The organism is Streptomyces inhibens, assembly GCF_003389455.1.
Taxonomy (GTDB): domain Bacteria; phylum Actinomycetota; class Actinomycetes; order Streptomycetales; family Streptomycetaceae; genus Streptomyces; species Streptomyces inhibens.
In genome coordinates this window covers 1-17,694 of the sequence record NZ_QUAC01000185.1, presented here as the reverse complement: position 1 = coordinate 17,694, position 17,694 = coordinate 1, and the positions used below count along the sequence as shown (strand labels likewise).

16 protein-coding genes and 1 pseudogene are annotated in these 17,694 nt (G+C 70.1%); 10 read left to right on the top strand and 7 right to left on the bottom strand.

All coding sequences use genetic code 11. The features are described 5' to 3' along the window. Positions 1-34: 34 nt before the first annotated feature. On the bottom strand, positions 35-1,066 hold the full coding sequence (locus DY245_RS23130) for a 2,5-dihydroxypyridine 5,6-dioxygenase NicX family protein (RefSeq protein WP_128509155.1): 1,032 nt from the start codon (positions 1,064-1,066) through the stop codon (positions 35-37). Between the two features lie 601 nt (positions 1,067-1,667). Between DY245_RS23130 and DY245_RS23125 the strand changes: the two genes are divergently transcribed. The 3 genes from DY245_RS23125 (at position 1,668) to DY245_RS23115 (ending at position 4,292) form a co-directional block, all read left to right on the top strand. Then, a complete protein-coding gene (locus DY245_RS23125; RefSeq protein ID WP_128509154.1) occupies positions 1,668-2,492 on the top strand; it encodes an LLM class F420-dependent oxidoreductase in 825 nt (274 codons plus the stop codon). Positions 2,493-2,508: 16 nt separating this feature from the next. Further along, positions 2,509-2,940 (top strand): TIGR03668 family PPOX class F420-dependent oxidoreductase, encoded by a 432-nt coding sequence (locus tag DY245_RS23120; RefSeq protein WP_128509153.1) that lies wholly within the window; start codon positions 2,509-2,511, stop codon positions 2,938-2,940. A gap of 128 nt (positions 2,941-3,068) precedes the next feature. Further along, entirely contained in the window at positions 3,069-4,292 is a 1,224-nt protein-coding gene (locus DY245_RS23115) for a PP2C family protein-serine/threonine phosphatase (RefSeq protein WP_128509152.1), read from the top strand. Between the two features lie 33 nt (positions 4,293-4,325). Here the strand turns inward: DY245_RS23115 and DY245_RS23110 are convergent, their stop codons facing one another. Continuing rightward, positions 4,326-5,300: a LysR family transcriptional regulator gene (locus tag DY245_RS23110; protein ID WP_128509151.1), complete on the bottom strand. Its 975-nt coding sequence runs from the start codon at positions 5,298-5,300 to the stop codon at positions 4,326-4,328. Positions 5,301-5,463: 163 nt separating this feature from the next. Here DY245_RS23110 and DY245_RS23105 point away from each other — a divergent pair, with 163 nt between their 5' ends. Then, positions 5,464-6,594, top strand: coding sequence for a M6 family metalloprotease domain-containing protein (locus DY245_RS23105; protein WP_244943211.1), 1,131 nt, complete (start codon positions 5,464-5,466; stop codon positions 6,592-6,594). A gap of 58 nt (positions 6,595-6,652) precedes the next feature. Here DY245_RS23105 and DY245_RS23100 read toward each other — a convergent pair whose 3' ends face one another. Genes DY245_RS23100 through DY245_RS23080 form a run of 5 tightly spaced genes read right to left on the bottom strand, consistent with a single transcriptional unit; the run spans position 6,653 to position 12,303 of the window. After that, entirely contained in the window at positions 6,653-7,633 is a 981-nt protein-coding gene (locus tag DY245_RS23100) for an ABC transporter ATP-binding protein (RefSeq protein ID WP_128509150.1), read from the bottom strand. Beyond that, positions 7,630-8,634 carry an ABC transporter ATP-binding protein gene (locus tag DY245_RS23095; protein WP_128509149.1) on the bottom strand — a complete coding sequence of 335 codons (1,005 nt, stop codon included), beginning with the start codon at positions 8,632-8,634 and terminating at the stop codon, positions 7,630-7,632. Before DY245_RS23095 ends, DY245_RS23100 begins: the two co-directional genes overlap by 4 nt. Continuing rightward, positions 8,634-9,620: an ABC transporter permease gene (locus tag DY245_RS23090; RefSeq protein ID WP_128509148.1), complete on the bottom strand. Its 987-nt coding sequence runs from the start codon at positions 9,618-9,620 to the stop codon at positions 8,634-8,636. The genes DY245_RS23095 and DY245_RS23090 overlap by 1 nt, the downstream gene beginning before the upstream one ends. Then, complete coding sequence (locus DY245_RS23085) at positions 9,617-10,549, bottom strand: ABC transporter permease (protein ID WP_128509147.1); 933 nt, start codon at positions 10,547-10,549, stop codon at positions 9,617-9,619. Before DY245_RS23085 ends, DY245_RS23090 begins: the two co-directional genes overlap by 4 nt. 14 nt (positions 10,550-10,563) lie before the next feature. Then, entirely contained in the window at positions 10,564-12,303 is a 1,740-nt protein-coding gene (locus DY245_RS23080; protein WP_128509146.1) for an ABC transporter substrate-binding protein, read from the bottom strand. A gap of 205 nt (positions 12,304-12,508) precedes the next feature. Between DY245_RS23080 and DY245_RS23075 the strand changes: the two genes are divergently transcribed. The 6 genes and pseudogenes from DY245_RS23075 to DY245_RS23050 all read left to right on the top strand — a co-directional run. Continuing rightward, positions 12,509-13,663 (top strand): NAD(P)/FAD-dependent oxidoreductase, encoded by a 1,155-nt coding sequence (locus tag DY245_RS23075; RefSeq protein WP_128509145.1) that lies wholly within the window; start codon positions 12,509-12,511, stop codon positions 13,661-13,663. A gap of 27 nt (positions 13,664-13,690) precedes the next feature. Next, positions 13,691-14,005 carry a (2Fe-2S)-binding protein gene (locus DY245_RS23070; RefSeq protein WP_128509144.1) on the top strand — a complete coding sequence of 105 codons (315 nt, stop codon included), beginning with the start codon at positions 13,691-13,693 and terminating at the stop codon, positions 14,003-14,005. After that, on the top strand, positions 13,986-15,443 hold the full coding sequence (locus tag DY245_RS23065; protein WP_128509143.1) for an FAD/NAD(P)-dependent oxidoreductase: 1,458 nt from the start codon (positions 13,986-13,988) through the stop codon (positions 15,441-15,443). Before DY245_RS23070 ends, DY245_RS23065 begins: the two co-directional genes overlap by 20 nt. A gap of 108 nt (positions 15,444-15,551) precedes the next feature. After that, positions 15,552-16,460: a dihydrodipicolinate synthase family protein gene (locus tag DY245_RS23060; protein ID WP_128509142.1), complete on the top strand. Its 909-nt coding sequence runs from the start codon at positions 15,552-15,554 to the stop codon at positions 16,458-16,460. 31 nt (positions 16,461-16,491) lie between these two features. After that, positions 16,492-17,496: a proline racemase family protein gene (locus tag DY245_RS23055; RefSeq protein ID WP_128509141.1), complete on the top strand. Its 1,005-nt coding sequence runs from the start codon at positions 16,492-16,494 to the stop codon at positions 17,494-17,496. Continuing rightward, positions 17,493-17,694, top strand: a pseudogene (locus DY245_RS23050) (aldehyde dehydrogenase family protein); the annotation flags it as partial. The gene DY245_RS23055 and the pseudogene DY245_RS23050, both read left to right, overlap by 4 nt.

Below are 17,694 nucleotides of genomic sequence, written 5' to 3'. Positions count from 1 at the left end.
CGTGTACGGGTGATTCGTGCGCGAGGTGGCGGGCTCAGCGGTCGGTGAGCTGCCCGTCGGTGACCACCTCGGTGCCATCGACCGAGACGGTGCAGCCGCGCATGGCGATGTCGAGATGGGCGTACGACTCGCGGCCCAGCACCGGGTGGGGGCCGGTCGACCAGAGGAAGTTCCCGGCGAAGGCGCGGGCGTCCATGCCCATCAGATCGTCCTTGCCGTACATCGCGGTGGCGAACCAGTCGGCCGTGCGCATCAGGCCCCAGCCCATGTGGGAGAGGCTGCGCGCCCACTGGTCCTGCGCGTCCTCGAAGAACATGGACAGCATCTCGGCCTCGGCGCCGCCGGAGACCTTCTCGATATGTCCGCCGACGATCTGCAGCGTGACGGGGTCGCGGACGTACTCCTTGAAGGGCAGCAGGATGTCGCCCTCGGCCAGCACGAGCTGCCCGTCGGAGATCTCCGGCCAGCACAGCACCATCGTGCTCGGCCAGTGGTCCCAGCGGCCCGGATCGTCGGCGAATCCGCACTGGAACTCCGGCTTGGCGCCCGCGAGCTGTACGGTCAGGTTGGTGCCGGCGTCCGAGGTGACCCGCATGACGGACGACCGCTTCAGCAGGTCGACACCTTCCTGCACCTCGGCCTTGTCGCCCTCCGCGGGCAGATTGCGGATGAGTACGTCGGGGGCGTCGCAGACGAAGATGATGCGGGTTCCGGCGCGCAGGATCTCCTGCTGGACCGGCGCATGGATGAAGCCCTCGCGGGTCAGATCGACGACCAGGTCAGCGGACTTCAGCAGGTCCTGTGCGGTGCTGTCGTTGAGGACGGAGACCAGACCCGGGCCCGCACCGGTGTGGGTGCTCGGCATCGGTGCGGGGCTGCCGCCCGGCACGGTCGCGGAGATGACATGCGCACCGCACGCCTTCGCCGCACCGAAGGCCGCCGCCACGTAGTCGCCGCGGCTGCCGGGCTCCGAGAGCACGACGACATGCTCGCCGCTGCGCACCTTGCACAGCCGCAGCTCGCGGGTGAACGCGTCGAGCAGATCGACGGACGAGAGATCGAACACGGGGTTCCTCCCAGGGCTCGCTTACGGGTACCGAGCACGGCCTTCGCGCCGGCCGCGGGCATGCGGCGGCCACGCTCAGGACGCGTCGATCGAAGGGAATGGGGGAGCGGGGGGCAGGGCGGACTCGCCCCGCCGTACAGGGGTTGAGCAGCGGATTCGTGACGGTGGGGGGCCGCCCGATGGAGATAATCCGAACACGTACGATCTGGCTTGGCAAGGGGTCGTGCGCCGAGTCGACGCCGAACTTTTCTGATGGCTCATCAGGGAAATCCCGCGCCCCGGGACTGACCTGGGCTTCGGTTCCTTGACCGCATCTCGGGCGCGCGTTACGCCCCGGTGAGTGGTTTCGCGACTGTTTATGGTGCTCTTGACGTATGCGCCGAGTGCCGCTCCCGTCACGCGCGGTCCTGCCGGGACAGCCCGCCGTGGCATCGCCCCGGGCACCTCCGCCCCGTACGCCCTGCTCGGTGGTCGCCCGGTCGGCCGCACGGATTGTTGCGCCGGGGCCGATCGGGGTACCTGGCCTTTGGCCGCGGACTCACGAACTCACGAACCCCGCAAAGCCCACGAACCCGAGAGCCTGGAAGCCGAGGGAGCCGCTGTGAAGTTCGGTGTAGCAACCTTCATCACCGACCAGGGCATCGCGCCCACCGCGCTCGGGCGCGCCATCGAGGAGCGAGGGCTCGACTCCTTGTTCATCGCCGAGCACACCCACATTCCGGTGGACCGCCGCTCGCCGTACCCGGGTGGCGGCGAGCTGCCGGAGATCTACTACCGCACCCTCGACCCGTTCGTCGCGCTCAGCGCGGCCGCCGCGGTGACCGAACGGATCCTGCTGGGCACCGGCATCGCTCTGGTGGCACAGCGGGACCCGATCCTCACGGCCAAGGAGGTGGCCTCCCTGGACCTTGTCTCCGGCGGACGGGCCGTCTTCGGGGTCGGTATCGGCTGGAACAGGGAGGAGATGGAGAACCACGGCACCGATCCGCGCACCCGGGGCCGTCTCGTGGACGAGCGGCTGCGGGCCATGCGCGAGTTGTGGACGAAGGACAAGGCCGAGTTCCACGGGGAGTTCGTCGACTTCGACCCCGTCTACTGCTGGCCGAAGCCGGTCCAGCGCCCCCACCCGCCCCTCTTCGTGGGCGGCGGCGAGGCGGCCTTCCACCGGGTGGCCGATCTCGGCGACGCCTGGCTGGCCATCAGCCTGCCGCCCGAACAGCTGGGGCCGCAGATCGACCGGCTGCGGAGCATCGCGGGCCGGGACGTGCCGGTGACCGTCTACGGGGTGGCGAACAAGCCCGAGATCATCGAGCAGTACACCCGGCTCGATGTGGAGCGGCTGCTGTTCTACCTGCCGACGAAGCCGGAGGCCGAGACGCTGTCGTATCTGGACCGGTTCGCCGATGCCGCGGAACGCTTCCGGTGAGCCGTCGGGTGCCACCGTGCCGAGGATGACGAGCGGCCGGGCCCGGGAGTGCTTCACCCGGGCCCGGATCGCTCGCCTCGCGACCATCGACGCCGCCGGCCGCCCGCACCTGGTCCCCGCGGTCTTCGCGCTCACCGGTGACACCGTGGTCTTCGCCGTGGACCACAAGCCGAAGCGGTCGGCCCGGCTGAAGCGGCTGGCCAACATCCGAGCCCACCCCGAGGTCTGCCTCCTGGCCGACGGCTACGACGAGGACTGGGACCGCCTGTGGTGGGCGCGCGCGGACGGCACGGCCGCCGTGCTGCCACCGGCCGAGGGGTCGGCGGCGTCCGCGCGCTATGTAAGCCTGCTGACGCGGAAGTACCGGCAGCAGTACGCCGACCGCCCGCCGGAAGGGCCCGTGGTGGAAATCGCGGTGACCCGCTGGTCCGGATGGCACGCCACCTGACGGCACCCTGTGCCTCGCCGTTGGTTGCGCCGCCTGATGCCCGGTCCCGGTCAGGGGTCACCGCAGGCGTGGGAGGCCAGGACGAGCGATGAGTGGAACAGTGCGCTTCAACGAGGCAGGCTGTACCCATGCGGTCGCTCTTCCGCTCACCTCCTCGACCAGGAACAGGCGTCTATAGCCGGGGTCTGTTCACGCTCGGGCAGTGTGTGCCGTTCGCGATCGCCCTGCTCGTGGTGGGTATCGAGCTCTCACCTGCACACTTCCTGTATACCGGCCCGCTCCTCACCGCGACGCCGGCGCTTGCCGCGGTGACGATGGGCCCCAAAGGCACCCTCTCGGCAGCGGCTGTCGCTCTGGCGGTCAGCGTGACCACCGCCACCTACAACCATGCGTGGGGCGGCCAGCAGGTCTACACCAACCTGCTGGCTCTCTTCCTGGTGTCCTTGGCCAGTGTCACGACGAGTAGCGCCGTGCGTACGCGCAGGGAGGGCGAGCTCAACCAGGTCCGCCGGATCGCTGCGGCGGCACAAGAGGTCCTGCTGAGACCTGTGCCCGCCCGGCTGGGACCGGTGCGGGCGGCGAGCTTGTACCTCGCGGCCGAGAGGGGGGCGCAGATCGGCGGCGATCTGTACGAGGCCGTCCAGACCCGCTACGGGGTCCGGATGATCGTGGGGGACGTCCGGGGCAAGGGGCTGCCCGCTGTGCGCTCGGCCGCGGCTGTGCTGGGCGCGTTCCGGGAGGCCGTGCACTACGAGGATGAGCTGGGGGAGGTGATGAACCACTGCGTGGCTGCACTGCGACGGGAGTGCGCCGTGCCCGGTGCGGTCGACCAGGAAACCCGGTTGGAGGGTTTCGTCACCGCGATCGTGGTGCAGGTGCCGGACCGACCCGTGGTCGAGGTGGTCAACCGTGGCCATCCGCCTCCGCTGGTGCTGCGCCAGGGCAAGGTTCAGCCGCTGATGCCCACCTCCCTGCTGCCGCCCCTCGGCCTGGAGGACTTCATCATCGGTTCTCCCGGCACGGCGGAGAGCTATCCGTTCGCCCCCGGAGACCGTCTGCTGCTGCATACCGACGGAGTGATCGAAGCCCGCGATCGTGACAACGCCTTCTTCGCCCTTCCCGAGGCCATGGAAGCGGTGCACGCCCGCACCCCGCAGGAGTTCCTGGAACAGCTGCACCAGGGGTTGATCCGACACACCCAGGGCTACCTTGCCGACGATGTGGCGATGCTCCTCGTCGACCGGCTCGACGAAGAAGTCGGCGAACACGTCGGCGCAGCTGCCGCCGCGCAACACTGCCGAGCGGGCGATCAACAAGCTGAAGCTGTTGAGAGCCGCGGCCACACGCCATGAGGGCGGATTCCCCTACCCCGGCACCGTCACCGCTCAGCCTCTGGCCTCCGCCAACCTGGCCGCATGCGGATGCCGTTCCCGCCAGCGTGCGTACACAGGGCTGGCGGCGCACGTCTCCAGATAGCCGTCGGCGACTCTGCGGTGGATTGCGGCACCGTGTGCGGCGAGCGGGCCGTCGCGGTGCCAGGCCAGAACATGCCGGTACCACAGAGGATTTCCGGCCAGGGGACGGACAGCGACGCCCGGTACCTCGATGAAGGTGGCCTGGCAGAGGCTGACGGCCAGACCGGCCCGTATGATCTCGATCAACTGCCGCCCCTCGGCCTCGTACGGGGTGAACGGGCGGCGATCCACCTGAGCGCAGACGGACGACCAGTATTCGCGAGTGCGGTCGCTGTCGGGGCGGGGAACTGCCCAGTCCTCGTCCATGAGTTGGGCCAGAGAGACCTCCTCCTGCGCCGCCAGCGGGTGGGCCGTCGGCAGGAGGGCGAAGACGGGCTCGGTGACGATCGGGTTGAGCGCCACGCCCTCACGCGGCGGTAGCTCCTGGGCGGGATGGTCGCCGAGCACCGTCGCTTCCAGGCGGCCCGCCGCAAGGTCGTCGAGCAGAGTGGCGGGAGAATAGTGACAGCGTGAGGTCACCTCGGAGTGCGGCAGCAATTCCTTTACGGCCAGGAGGAGATGGCCGAGCAAGGGGGCGCCGACCGACCCGATGCGGACCCGGTCAGGGGCTGTCGTTCGGAGGGCGGCCCGGGCGGTGTCGGCGAGGAGGCCGTCGATGCCCGGCAGGATGGCGTGGGCCCGGCTCAGTACCAGCTCGCCGAAGGGCGTGGGGACGGCGCCGGCCTGCCTCCGGTCGAACAGCGCTCCACCCAGCATGGCTTCAATGCGGCGCAGTTGGGCGCTGATTCCCGGCTGGGTCATGCACAGGGCGGCGGCGGCACGAGTGAGGCTGCCCGCCTCGGCGATCGCGCAGACCACCCGCAGATGCCGTACCTCCAGATCCATGGCGTGGATGTTATGGAGCTACGACAGCTTTCGGACAGGGCCGTGCATCCGCAGTCTTATGTGAAATGTCACACGCCATACACCGAGAGGTAGTGATCCGGTGAGACTGCCCCACCCCCTGACGCCGGCGCACAAGGTGCTCCTGCCTGCACTGCTCGCCGCCATGCTCCTGCTGCTCCTCGGCACGCCGTCCGCCAAGGCGGCCGCAGCCGACCCATCATCCTGCGCCCTGCGCGGCACCACCGGTTGGACGGACGAAGGCCACGACACCGACTACTCCGTCTTCCAGCGCCCCGCCGGCACCATCAAGGTCGGCATGATCTTTGTGGACTTCCCGGACGCGCCGGCCACCGAGTCCCCGGCCGACGACGCCGCGCAGCTCACGCCCGGCGCGGACTGGGTGTGGAACGCCTCGCACGGCAAGGCGTGGCTCGCCATCACCCAGCAGCAGCGCTGGGTACGGATGCCGCACAACTCCACCGACTACGGCTTCGCACGCGGTCTCGGCCACGAGGCACACGAGGCATACCTCAGGGATGCCGTGACGGCCGCCGATCCGCAGGTGGACTTCTCGCAGTACGACATGGTGTACGTCGTCGCGACGAGGAACGCGCCGGCGATCTCCTTCACCCCCACGTACGTGTACGACCCGGGCACGGCGGGTGTCGTCGCCGACGGCACCAGGATCAAGTGGGCGGTGACCTTCGGCCAGGACATGTGGCACTGGGGTCCGAAACTGGTCGGCCATGAGACCGCCCACACCTTCGGACTGCCGGACCTCTACGCCTTTGACACGGGCAGCGATGGCCACCGGTTCGTCGGAGGCTGGGATGTGATGGGTCTGGTCGGCGGGAAGGCGCCGCAGTATTTCGGCTGGGAGTCGTGGAAGCTCGGCTGGACCGATGACAGCCAGGTCCACTGCCAAGCCTCGGCGGGCAGCAGCACGGTGTATCTCACCGCGGTCGAGTACGGCAGTGGCACCAAAATAGCCGTGGTGCCTACCGGACCGACGACCGCATACGTCGTCGAATCCCGCCGGTCGGTCCAGGCGGACACCGCGGCCTGTTCGACCGGCGCGCTGGTCTACAAGGTCGATACGTCCGTGCGGACCGGCTACGGACCGATCCAGGTCATGGACGCCAAACCCGGCGCCACTCCGGCAAGCGGGTGCCGCCCGCTGGACGATGCCCCGTACTGGGCCGGTGAGTCCTTCACCGACTCCGCGGCCGGTGTACGGATCGACGTGCTGAGCGCCGACGGCTACGGAGAGACGGTACGCGTCACCAAGTCGTAGCGAAAGAACGGAAGTTGTGCCCCGGATTCCCTTGTGTGGATCCGGGGCACAACCGCTTTCAGGCCGCCTCGGGGAAGTGGCAGGCGACCTCCCGCCGCTCTCCCGCTGTCGCGATCCGCAGCAGCGGTGCCTCGGTCCGGCAGACGGCGCGGGCTTTGGGGCAGCGCGGGTGGAAGGTGCAGCCGGGCGGGGGTGCCGCCGGGCTGGGCGGGTCGCCGAGGAGCGTGATGCGCTCGCGGGCCCGTTCGGCTGCGGGGTCGGGCAGGGGCACGGCGGAGAGCAGTGCGCGGGTGTAGGGGTGGGCGGGGGAGGTGTACACCCGTTCCTTGTCGCCGATTTCGACGATCCGGCCGAGGTACATGACGGCCACGCGCTCGCAGACCCGCTTCACCACCGAGAGGTCGTGGGCGATGAAGAGGTAGGCGAGCCCCAGCTCCTGCTGGAGATGCTCCATGAGGTTGACGATCTGGGCCTGTACGGAGACATCGAGGGCGGAGACGGGTTCATCGGCGACGACCAGCCGGGGGTTGGTGGCGAGCGAGCGGGCGATGCCGATGCGCTGGGCCTGGCCGCCGGAGAACTCGTGCGGATAGCGGTCGATGTGCTCGGGGATGAGTCCGACCAGGTCCATCAGCTCGGCCGCGCGCTTGCGCGCATCCGCCGCCGAACTCCCCTGCACCAGAAGGGGATCGGAGATGATCCTGGCCACGGTCTGGCGGGGGTTGAGGGAGGAGTGCGGGTCCTGGAAGACCATCTGGAGCTCACGCCGCAGGGGTTTGAGCTCACGCTGGGAGAGATGGCTGATGTCGCGGCCGTCGAAGGTGATCGAGCCGGTGGTGGGTTCGAGGAGCCGTATGATCATGCGGCCGGTGGTGGACTTGCCGCAGCCGGACTCCCCGACCAGGCCCAGCGTCTCCCCGGGCGCCACATCGAAGCTGATGCCGTCCACGGCCCGCACCGGAGCCGTACCGCGACGCCTTCCCGGGAAGGCCATCGTCACCTCCCGCACGCTGAGGAGTGGCTGAGCTGTACTGGTCATGAGGCGACGCCTTCGTATGCGGGGAAGTGGCAGGCGGCCGGATGGCCGGCCGGTCCGGAGAGCAGGGGCCGTTCGGTCTCGCAGCGCAGCCGGTCGCTCGGGGAGGCGCCGGCCGCCCGGGCACAGCGGGGCGCGAACGCGCAGCCGGGGGCGGGGGTCAGCAGGGACGGCGGGCTGCCGGGGATCGCCCGCAGCGGTACGTCGTCGGCGTCGTCGAGACGAGGGAGCGAGTCGAGCAGGCCCCTGGTGTAGGGGTGGGCAGGGGAGGCGAACAGGGTGTCCACCGGGGCCTGTTCGGCGGCGCGCCCGCCGTACATCACCAGGACCTCGTGGGCGACCCGAGCCACCACTCCCAGATCGTGGGTGATCATGACGACGGCGAGCCCGCGCTCCTCCTGCAGCCGGGCGATCAGCTCCAGGATCTGGGCCTGGACGGTGACGTCGAGGGCGGTGGTCGGCTCGTCCGCGATGAGCAGCTCGGGCTCGCAGGCGAGCGCCATCGCGATCATCACGCGCTGCCGCATGCCGCCGGAGAAATGGTGCGGATACTCTCCGGCGCGGCGCTCGGGCTCGGGGATACCGACCTCGGCGAGCATCTCCACGGCCCGTTTGCGGGCCACCGAGCGGCGGGAGTTGAAGTGGACCCGGTGGTGTTCGGCGATCTGCTCGCCGACCGTGTAGTACGGGTGCAGGCTGGAGAGCGGGTCCTGGAAGATCATCGCCATCCGGCGGCCGCGCAGGCGGTTGAACTCCCGCTCCGGGATCCCCACCAGCTCCTGCCCGTCGAGGCTGATCGAACCGGTGACCTCGGCGCCGGTGTGCAGTCCGAGCACGGCCATCGAGGTCACCGACTTGCCGGAGCCCGACTCGCCGACGATGCCGAGGGTGTGGCCCCGGTGGACGTCGAAGCTGAGCGAGTCCACCGCCCGCACCGGCCCCCGCTTCGTTGCGAACGTGACACTCAAGTCCCGTACGGAGAGCAGAATCTGAGGATCAGTCATCAAAACCTCACCCTCGGGTCGACGACGGCGTACAGCAGGTCGACGGCCAGGTTGGCGACGACGATGAAGGTGGCGGCGAGCAGCGTCACGCCGAGGATGACCGGCTGGTCGCCGGTCGACAGCGCGCCGTGGAAGAGCCGCCCGATGCCCGGCAGCCCGAAGATGGACTCGGTGATGACGGCACCCGCGAGCAGCCCGCCCAGGTCCATGCCGAAGAGGGTCAGGATCGGGGTCATACCGGCCCGCAGCCCGTGCTTGACGACGACCGTGCGGCGCGGCAGGCCCTTGGCGCGGGCGGTGCGGATGAACGGCTCCGCCATCGTCTCGATCATCGAGCTCCGGCTCTGGCGCGCGTACATGGCCGCGTACAGGATGGCGAGCGCCAGCCACGGCAGCAGCAGATTGCTCGCCCAGTGCAGAGGATCGGTGCCGAAGGCCACGTACTGCGGATAGGGGAGCAGCCCCGCGACCCGGATCAGCCCGTAGATCAGCATCATCGAGGTGAAGTACACCGGCAGCGAGGCGGCGCCGACCGCGCCCACCATCAGGACCCGGTCGACGAGGGTGTCCTTGCGCAAGGCCGCGGTGACCCCGGCGGACAGGCCGAGCAGCAGCCACAGCACCGCCGCGCCGCACGCGAGCGAGGCGGAGACCGGAAGCCGGTCCATCAGCAGGTCCCAGACGGACTCGCTGTTCTCGTACGAGTAGCCCAGGCACGGGAAGCCGCAGTGCAGCGTGTACTGGCCGCTGCCCAGAGTGCGGCCGGTGAAGATGCCGCTGAGGAAGTCCCAGAACTGCTGCCAGAGCGGCTGGTCGAGGCCCATGTGCGCGCGGATCGCCTCCAGGCGTTCGGCGCTGCACGACTTGCCGCAGGCCGCGGCGGCCGGGTCGGAGGGCAGGACGTAGAAGATGGTGAAGGTGACGGCGGCGATCGCGACCAGTACGCCGATCACGCCGATCAGCCGGCGGCTGAGATAGCGGATCATGTGCGGCTTCCCCTCGGGTCGAGGATGTCCCGCAGCGCGTCGCCGAGGAGGGTGAACGCGAGCACGGTCAGGAAGAGGCAGATGCTCGGGATGACGAAGTACATGGGATCCGTGTCGTAGAAGGCGACGCTCTCGGCGATCATCTGGCCCCAGGAGGGGGTGGGCGGGCGGACGCCGACGCCCAGGTAGCTCAGGGCCGCCTCGGTGGCGATCATGCCCGGGATGATCAGGGTGGTGTACGCGATGACGGGCCCGGCGACGCCCGGGAGGATGTCGCGGGTCAGGATCCGCCAGGGCCCCGATCCGCCCACCCGCGCGGCGTCGACGTACTCGCGGTGCTTGAGCGAGAGCGTCTGGCCGCGGACCACACGGGCGATGCCGGGCCAGCCGAACAGGCCGATGACGGCGGTCATCAGAACGATCCGGTTGACGTCCTTGGCCACCGACATCATCGCGATCATGAAGATGAGGGAGGGGAAGGACATGGTCAGGTCCATGAGGCGGCTGAGGACCGCGTCGGTGCGGCCGCCGAAGTAGCCGGCCGCGATCCCGGCCGCCGTGCCCGCGACCACGACGATCGCGGTCGCGGTGAAGGCGATCAGCAGGGAGACCTGGGCGCCCTGCACGACACGGGCGAACAGGTCGCGGCCGGTGACCGGTTCGACGCCCAGCCAGTGGTCGGCAGAGATCCCGCCGAGCGGACCGATCGGCATTCCGCCCAGGTAGGGATCGACGGCGGCCTTGTCGAAGTCATCGGGAGACCAGCCGCCGAGCCCGCTGAGCAGCGGGGCGCCGGCGGCCATGAGGACGAAGAGCGCGACGATGAAGAGGGAGACCTTGACGGAGGTGCGGCGGCGCAGCTCCGCGCGGGCCAGCTGCCAGGGGCCGCTGCCCGCGGGAACCTCCGCTGGTGCGGTTGCGGTGGTCATGATTTGACGGTCCCTCAGCCCTGGCTCTTGGAGGGGGCCTTGAGGCCGACCGTGGCGTAGTCGAGCTGGCCGCCGAAGGAGGTCTGGCCGTAGGCGCCCGCGATGTTGGTGCCGAGGACCAGTGGCCAACGGCGGACCAGGACCGGGACGGCCGGCGACTTGGCGAGGATCTCGCCGTCCAGCTTCCGCCAGGCGGCGTTGGCCTGCTTGGCATCGGTCATGGCGGCGATGTCATCCATCCGCTTCATGGTCGGCTTGTCGCGGAAGAGCGAGTGGTTGCCGGAGTTGCCCTTCTCCTTGATGAAGCGGCCGTCGAAGACGAAGGGGAGGAAGGTGGATCCCGACGGGTAATCGGGACACCAGCCCGTGTACACCATGTCGGTACGGTTCTTGGTGTCGCCGATCGTCGCGTAGAACGCGGACGGGTCGACGGTCTCGATGGTGACCTTGATCCCGGCCTTGCCCAGCGACTGCTGGATCGCCTCGGCCCGCCCCTTGTCCCCCGTCGAGACGGTCATCTTTGTCTCGAACCCGTCCGGCTTGCCCGCCTCCTTCAGCAGCCGCTTCGCCTTCTCGACGTCACCGGTCGCGGGGATCTTCAGGGTGTCGGGCTGCTTGCCGTCGAAGAGGGTGGCGGGCATGTAGGCGGTGGACAGGTCATTGAACGCGGGCCCGCCGGAGGCGGTGAGCACCGAGTCCTTGTCGAGCGCGTACTGCACGGCCTGACGGACCTTCACCTCATTGAACGGGGTCTTGCCGGTGTGCATTTGGACCATGTCCGTGCAGTTGGTGGACTCGGCGATCAGCCGCTTCTTCACCTCCGCGTTCGGCAGCACCTTGGCCGCGCTCTCCGGCCGCAGTGCCCCCCAGGAGACGGCAGAGGCGTCCGGGCCCTGGCTGGCGATCAGCCGGTCGTCGATCTGGTTGGCCTTCAGCCCCATCACCACCACCAGCTTGTCCGGGTACGCCTTGCGCACCGCGTCGGTCGAGGCGGCCCAGTGGGTGTTGCGCACCAGCACCAGCTTCTTACCGCGCTCGTACGACTCGATCTTGTACGGGCCGGAGGAGAAGGGACGGTTGTCGTACTGCGGCCCCTTGTCCTGTTCCTTGGGCGTCGGGGCGAAGTTCGGCATCACCGTGGCGTTGGGGAACTCCGCGAAGGGCTTGCGGAGTTCGAAGACGATGGTGTGGTCGTCGGGTGTCTTGATGGAGTCGAGGTGCTTGCCCTGGGCCGGCCCCTGGTAGCCCTCGGCGCCGGCGAGGTAGCGGGCCGCGTAGTCGGAGCCGCCCGGCAGGTCGGGGGAGAAGGATCGCTCCACGTTGTACTTGATGTCCTGCGCGGTGACCGGCGTCCCGTCCTCGTACTTGATTCCCTTCTTGAGGTGGAAGGTCCAGGTCTTGGCGCTGTTGGACGGTGTGCCGAGGTCGGTTGCCAGGTCCGGGACCAGCTCACCGCCCGCCGTGCCGGGAGCCGCCTTGTAGGTCACGAGGGTGCGGTAGAGCAGCCGGGTCCCGAAATCCATGTCGCTCATGACCCAGTTGCGGGCCGGGTCGAGGTGGCTGAAGTCCTGATTGGACAGGACCGTGAGGGTGCCGCCCTTCTGCGGAGTGCCGCCCACTGCGGCGCCTTGGTTGGCGGTCGCCGGGTTCTTGCCGCCGGATCCTTGGCCCTTGGAGCCGGAACAGCCGGCCGCGCCGAGTGCGGTGGTCGCCGCCAGGGCGGTGGCGACGGCGATAAGGGTGCGCTTTTTCATCAGTGGTCACTCCGAGAACAGTCGGCCAGCCAGAGGGAGCGCTGGAATGTGACCGGTAACATAGTAATGTGAAATTGCACTGACAAGGCGTCGAGAAGTCCGTTACTCACTCGTGTCCGAGGTTGCCGCCCCCGCGGATGAGGTAGTCACCTGGGATCCCGCGAAACCCTTGGCAACCGTCAGTGCAATGTGAAATATTACTGCCGTGCCCACGAGAAACACTTCGGACGTCATCGTCGTCGGTGCGGGCGTGGTCGGCGCGGCCTGCGCCTACTACGCAGCCCGAGCCGGCCTCTCCGTCACCGTGATCGACCGCGGCCCCGTCGCGGGCGGCACCACGGGCGCCGGCGAGGGGAACCTCCTGGTCTCCGACAAAGAGCCCGGACCCGAGCTCGATCTCGCGCTGCTGTCCACCGAGTTGTGGCGGGAGCTGGCCGAACTGCTCCCGCCACAGATCGAGTACGAACCCAAGGGCGGCCTCGTCGTCGCCTCCGGTGAGGCCGGGATGCGCGCCCTGCGCGACTTCGCGGCCGGACAGGAGGGGGCTGGCGTGCGGGCGGAGGAAATCCCGGCGGACCGGTTGCAGGACCTGGAGCCCCATCTGGCTCCCGGCCTGGCAGGCGGCTTCCACTACCGCCAGGATGCGCAGGTCATGCCGGCCCTGGCCGCCGCGCATCTGCTGCGCGCGGGCGGTGACCGGGTGCGCCTCAGGCTCGGGGAGGAGGTCACCGGCCTGCTGACCACGGCGGACGGATCGGTACGCGGGGTGCGTACGGTGGCCGGCGAGGTGCATGCCTCGTACGTGGTCAATGCGGCCGGCACCTGGGGCGGCGAGGTCGCCCGGCTCGCCGGCGTCGAGCTTCCTGTGCTGCCGCGCCGCGGCTTCGTTCTCGTCACGGAACCGCTGCCGCGTGTGGTGCGGCACAAGGTGTACGCGGCCGACTATGTTGCCGACGTCGCCAGCGGCTCGGCGGCGCTCCAGACCTCGGCCGTGGTCGAGGGCACCGCGGCGGGCCCGGTCCTGATCGGTGCCAGCCGGGAACGGGTCGGCTTCGACCGTACGCTGTCGACCGAGGTGCTGCGCCGCCTGGCGGCCCAGGCCACCGCACTGTTCCCGTTCCTGGCCGGGGTCCGGGCGATCCGGACATATGCCGGGTTCCGTCCGTACCTGCCCGACCATCTACCGGCCATCGGCCCCGATCCACGGGTGCCCGGCCTGCTGCACGCCTGCGGTCACGAAGGCGCGGGGGTCGGGCTCGCACCAGCCACCGGGCTGCTCATCGCGCGGGCCTTGAGCGAGGGTGAACCTCCCCTGGACATGAGCCCGTTCAGCCCCGCCCGCTTCGAAGCTGCCGTCTGATCCGTCCACCAAGAGAGGAGGCCCGCAGTGGCCCGTACCCCCGCCGAACTGGTAGGGGCGAACCCCGGCTCGTCCTTCGAGATCACTATGGACGGCCGTCCGGTTACCGCCCTGCCCGGGCAGTCCGTCGCCGCAGCCCTGTGGTCTGCAGGCATCCTCGCCTGGCGCACCACGCGCAACACCGGCCGCCCGAGGGGTGCCTTCTGCGGCATCGGGCAGTGCTACGACTGTCTCGCCACCATCAACGGAGAGCCCAACCGCAGGGCATGTCTGGTGCCCGCCCGCCCCGGCGACGCGATCACCACCCAGGAGGGACACGGCCATGCCCGCCTCAGCGTCTGACCCGTACGACCTCGCGGTGATCGGAGCGGGCTCCGCCGGTCTCGCGGGCGCCGTCACGGCGGCCGGACTCGGCCTGTCCGTGGTCCTGCTGGACGCCTCGCCCCAGACCGGTGGGCAGTTCTACCGGCATCCTGCGCGGGCCATCGGCGCGGCGCGGCCCGAGGCCCTGCACCATGACTGGCGGGCCTTCGCGGAGCTGCGCCGGCGCCTGGAGGAGAGCGACGTCAGCCATCTCGCCGGACACCATGTCTGGGCGGTCACAAAGGAGGACGGTGGCCCATGGGCGGTGCATGCCGTCACCGGGGCCGACGGCACCGCGGAGCGGTCGGTGCGGGTGCGGGCCCGTACGGTCCTGCTCGCGACCGGCGCGTACGAACGCCAACTGCCCTTTCCCGGCTGGGCCGTGCCGGGTGTCGTGGGCGCCGGGGGAGCGCAGGCCATGCTCAAGTCCGGTCTGGTGCTGCCCGGTAAGCGCGTGGTGGTGGCGGGCAGCGGGCCCCTGCTGCTCGCGGTCGCCTCCTCGCTCGCCACCGCCGGCGCACAGGTCCCGGCCGTCATCGAGGCGTCCGGCTATCTGGGATACGCCCGTCACCCCCGCGCGCTCGCGGCCAACCCGCAGAAACTTGTCGAGGCGGCGGTCCATGGTGCCGCGCTGCTGCGGCACCGGGTACGGCTGCGCACCCGCAGCGCGGTCACCGAGGTGCACGGCACCGACCGGGTGGAGGCCGTCACCGTCACCCGGCTCGACCGCGACTGGCGGCCCGTACGGGGGACGGGCCGGCGGATCGAGTGTGACGCGCTCGCGGTGGGGCACGGCCTTGCCCCGCAGATCGAACTGGCCACCACACTCGGCTGCGCCACCCGCCCCGTGGCCGGCGGGACCTCCGCCCTGGCCCTGGACGGCCTTCAGGAAACCTCGGTGCGCGGCCTGTGGGCGGCGGGGGAGACCGGGGGTATCGGTGGCGCGCAGCTCGCCCGCTCGGAAGGGGAACTGGCCGGGCTCGCGGCAGCCGCCAGACTGTACGGGCACCCCGTTCACGAGGGGCGCGTTCGTGAGCTGCAACGCCGTCGGGACCGGATGCGCGCCTTCGCCGAGGCGATGGCCCTCAGCCATGCCCCGGCAGCGGGCTGGACGGGCTGGCTGACCGACGACACCGACGTGTGCCGCTGCGAGGAAGTGACCGCCAAAAGCATCCGCGAAGCCGTCACCGACCTCGGGGCCCGCGACGCGCACACCGTCAAACTCCTCACCAGGGCCGGTATGGGCTGGTGCCAGGGGCGGATGTGCGGGGCGGCCGTAGCGTGCCTGGCGGCAGGCGAAGCGGCCGTGGAACCACCCGCCGAACGCCGTCCGTTCGCCGTGCCCGTGCCGCTCTCGGCACTCGCTTCGCTCGACGAACCCACCGGGATCCGGCCCGATGCCTCCCCCGAGCTCTGAAGGAGCAGGGGGGACCCCCACCGGGCGTCGACGACTGACCCGCGGTCCGCCCTTGTGGGCGCCGCATCCATCAGTAAAATGTCACACACTATCGAAGGGTTCACCGGCATGACCGCCACCACCTGGAACACCACCCGTCCCTGGCGCGGAATCATGGTCGCCACCACGCTGCCCCTGCACGACGATCTGTCCGTCGACCACGAAGCGTACGCCGAGCATGTCCGCTGGCTGATCGACAACGGCTGCGACGGCGTCGTCCCGAACGGCTCGCTCGGCGAGTACCAGACCCTCACCGACGAGGAGCGGGCCCGCGTGGTGCGCACCGCGGTCGAAGCGGCGGGCGACGGCGCGCGGGTCATGCCCGGAGTCGCCGCCTACGGCAGTGCCGAGGCCCGGCGCTGGGCGGAGCAGGCGGGCGAAGCGGGCTGCGGCTCGGTCCTCCTGCTGCCCCCGAACACCTACCGGGCCGACGAGCAGGCCGTCATCGCCCACTACGCCGAGGCCGCCAAGGCGGGGGTGCCGGTCGTCGCGTACAACAACCCCATCGACACCAAGGTGGACCTGACGCCCGGGCTGCTGGCCCGGCTGCACCAGGATGGCAGCATCGTCGCCGTCAAGGAATTCACCGGCGACGTACGGCGCGCCTACGAGATCGCCGAACTCGCCCCGGAACTCGACCTGTTGATCGGCGCGGACGACGTCCTGCTCGAACTCGCCGTGGCCGGTGCGGTCGGCTGGATCGCCGGATACCCCAACGCCTTCCCCGCCACCTGCGCCGAGCTGTACCACGCCGCCGTCGCCGGTGACCTGGCCACCGCCCTGCCGCTCTACAAGTCCCTGCACTCGCTGCTGCGCTGGGATTCGAAGACCGAGTTCGTCCAGTCGATCAAGCTGTCCATGGACATCGTCGGCCGCCGTGGCGGCCCCACCCGCCCGCCGCGCTTCCCTCTCACGGGGGAGATCGAGGCCGGAGTCCGGGCCGCCACCGAGAAGGCCGTCGCCGACGGTCACCGCTGACCACCCCCGCGCTGCTGCGAAAGGACTCATCGTGCGTACGCGCCATATCTTCCACGCCGTCGATTCGCACACCGAGGGCATGCCCACGCGCGTGATCACAGGTGGCGTCGGTGTGATCCCCGGCGCCACCATGGCCGAGCGCAGGCTCCACTTCATCGAGCATCTCGACCACATCCGGACGCTCCTGATGTACGAGCCGCGCGGACACTCCGCCATGAGCGGCGCCATCCTCCAGCCGCCGACCCGCGCCGACGCCGACTACGGCGTCCTCTACATCGAGGTCTCCGGGCTGCTGCCGATGTGCGGGCATGGCACCATCGGGGTCGCCACCGTCCTCGTCGAGACGGGCATGGTGCCGGTGAGCGAGCCGGTGACCCAGGTGCGGCTTGATACCCCGGCCGGCCTGGTCACCGTCGACGTACACGTCCAGGACGGTGCGGCGAAGTCGGTCACGCTCACCAATGTGCCCGCGTTCTGTGCCGGCCTGGACCGCAAGGTGGACGTCCCGGGGTACGGGACGGTCACCTACGATCTCGCCTTCGGCGGCAACTTCTACGCCTTCGTCGAACTCGACGCGCTGGGACTGCCGTTCGACCGCGCCCGCAAGGACGACCTGCTGGCCGCCGGGCTCGCCGTCATGGACGCGATCAACGCGTCGCCGGACCGGCCCGTGCACCCCGAGCACCCGGAGATCGCCGGGGTCAAGCATGTCTATCTGGCCGCTCCCGGCTCGGACGCCGACCACTCGCGGCACGCGATGGCGATTCACCCGGGCTGGTTCGACCGCTCGCCCTGCGGCACCGGCACCTCGGCGCGGATGGCACAGCTGCATGCCCGCGGTGCATTGCCCCTGGACCGTGACTTCGTCAACGAGTCCTTCATCGGGACCCGCTTCACCGGCCGACTGGTCGCCGAGACGGAGGTCGGCGGGCTGCCCGCCGTGGTACCGACCGTCACCGGCCGCGCCTGGATCACCGGCACCGCCCAGTACTTCCTCGACCCGGACGACCCCTTCCCCGGAGGATTCCTCCTGTGACCGCCGCTGCACCTACCCTCACCTCCCGCAATCCCGCCGACCCTTCCGATGTGCTCGTGTCGATTCCGGCCCCCGGTGCCTTCGCCGCGGCGGATGCCGTCGAGCGGGCCCGTGCGGCCCAGCCCGGCTGGCTGACCGGCGGTGCTGCCGCCCGGTCGGCCGCCCTGGGCGCGGTCGCCGCCGCCATCGAGGCCGCCG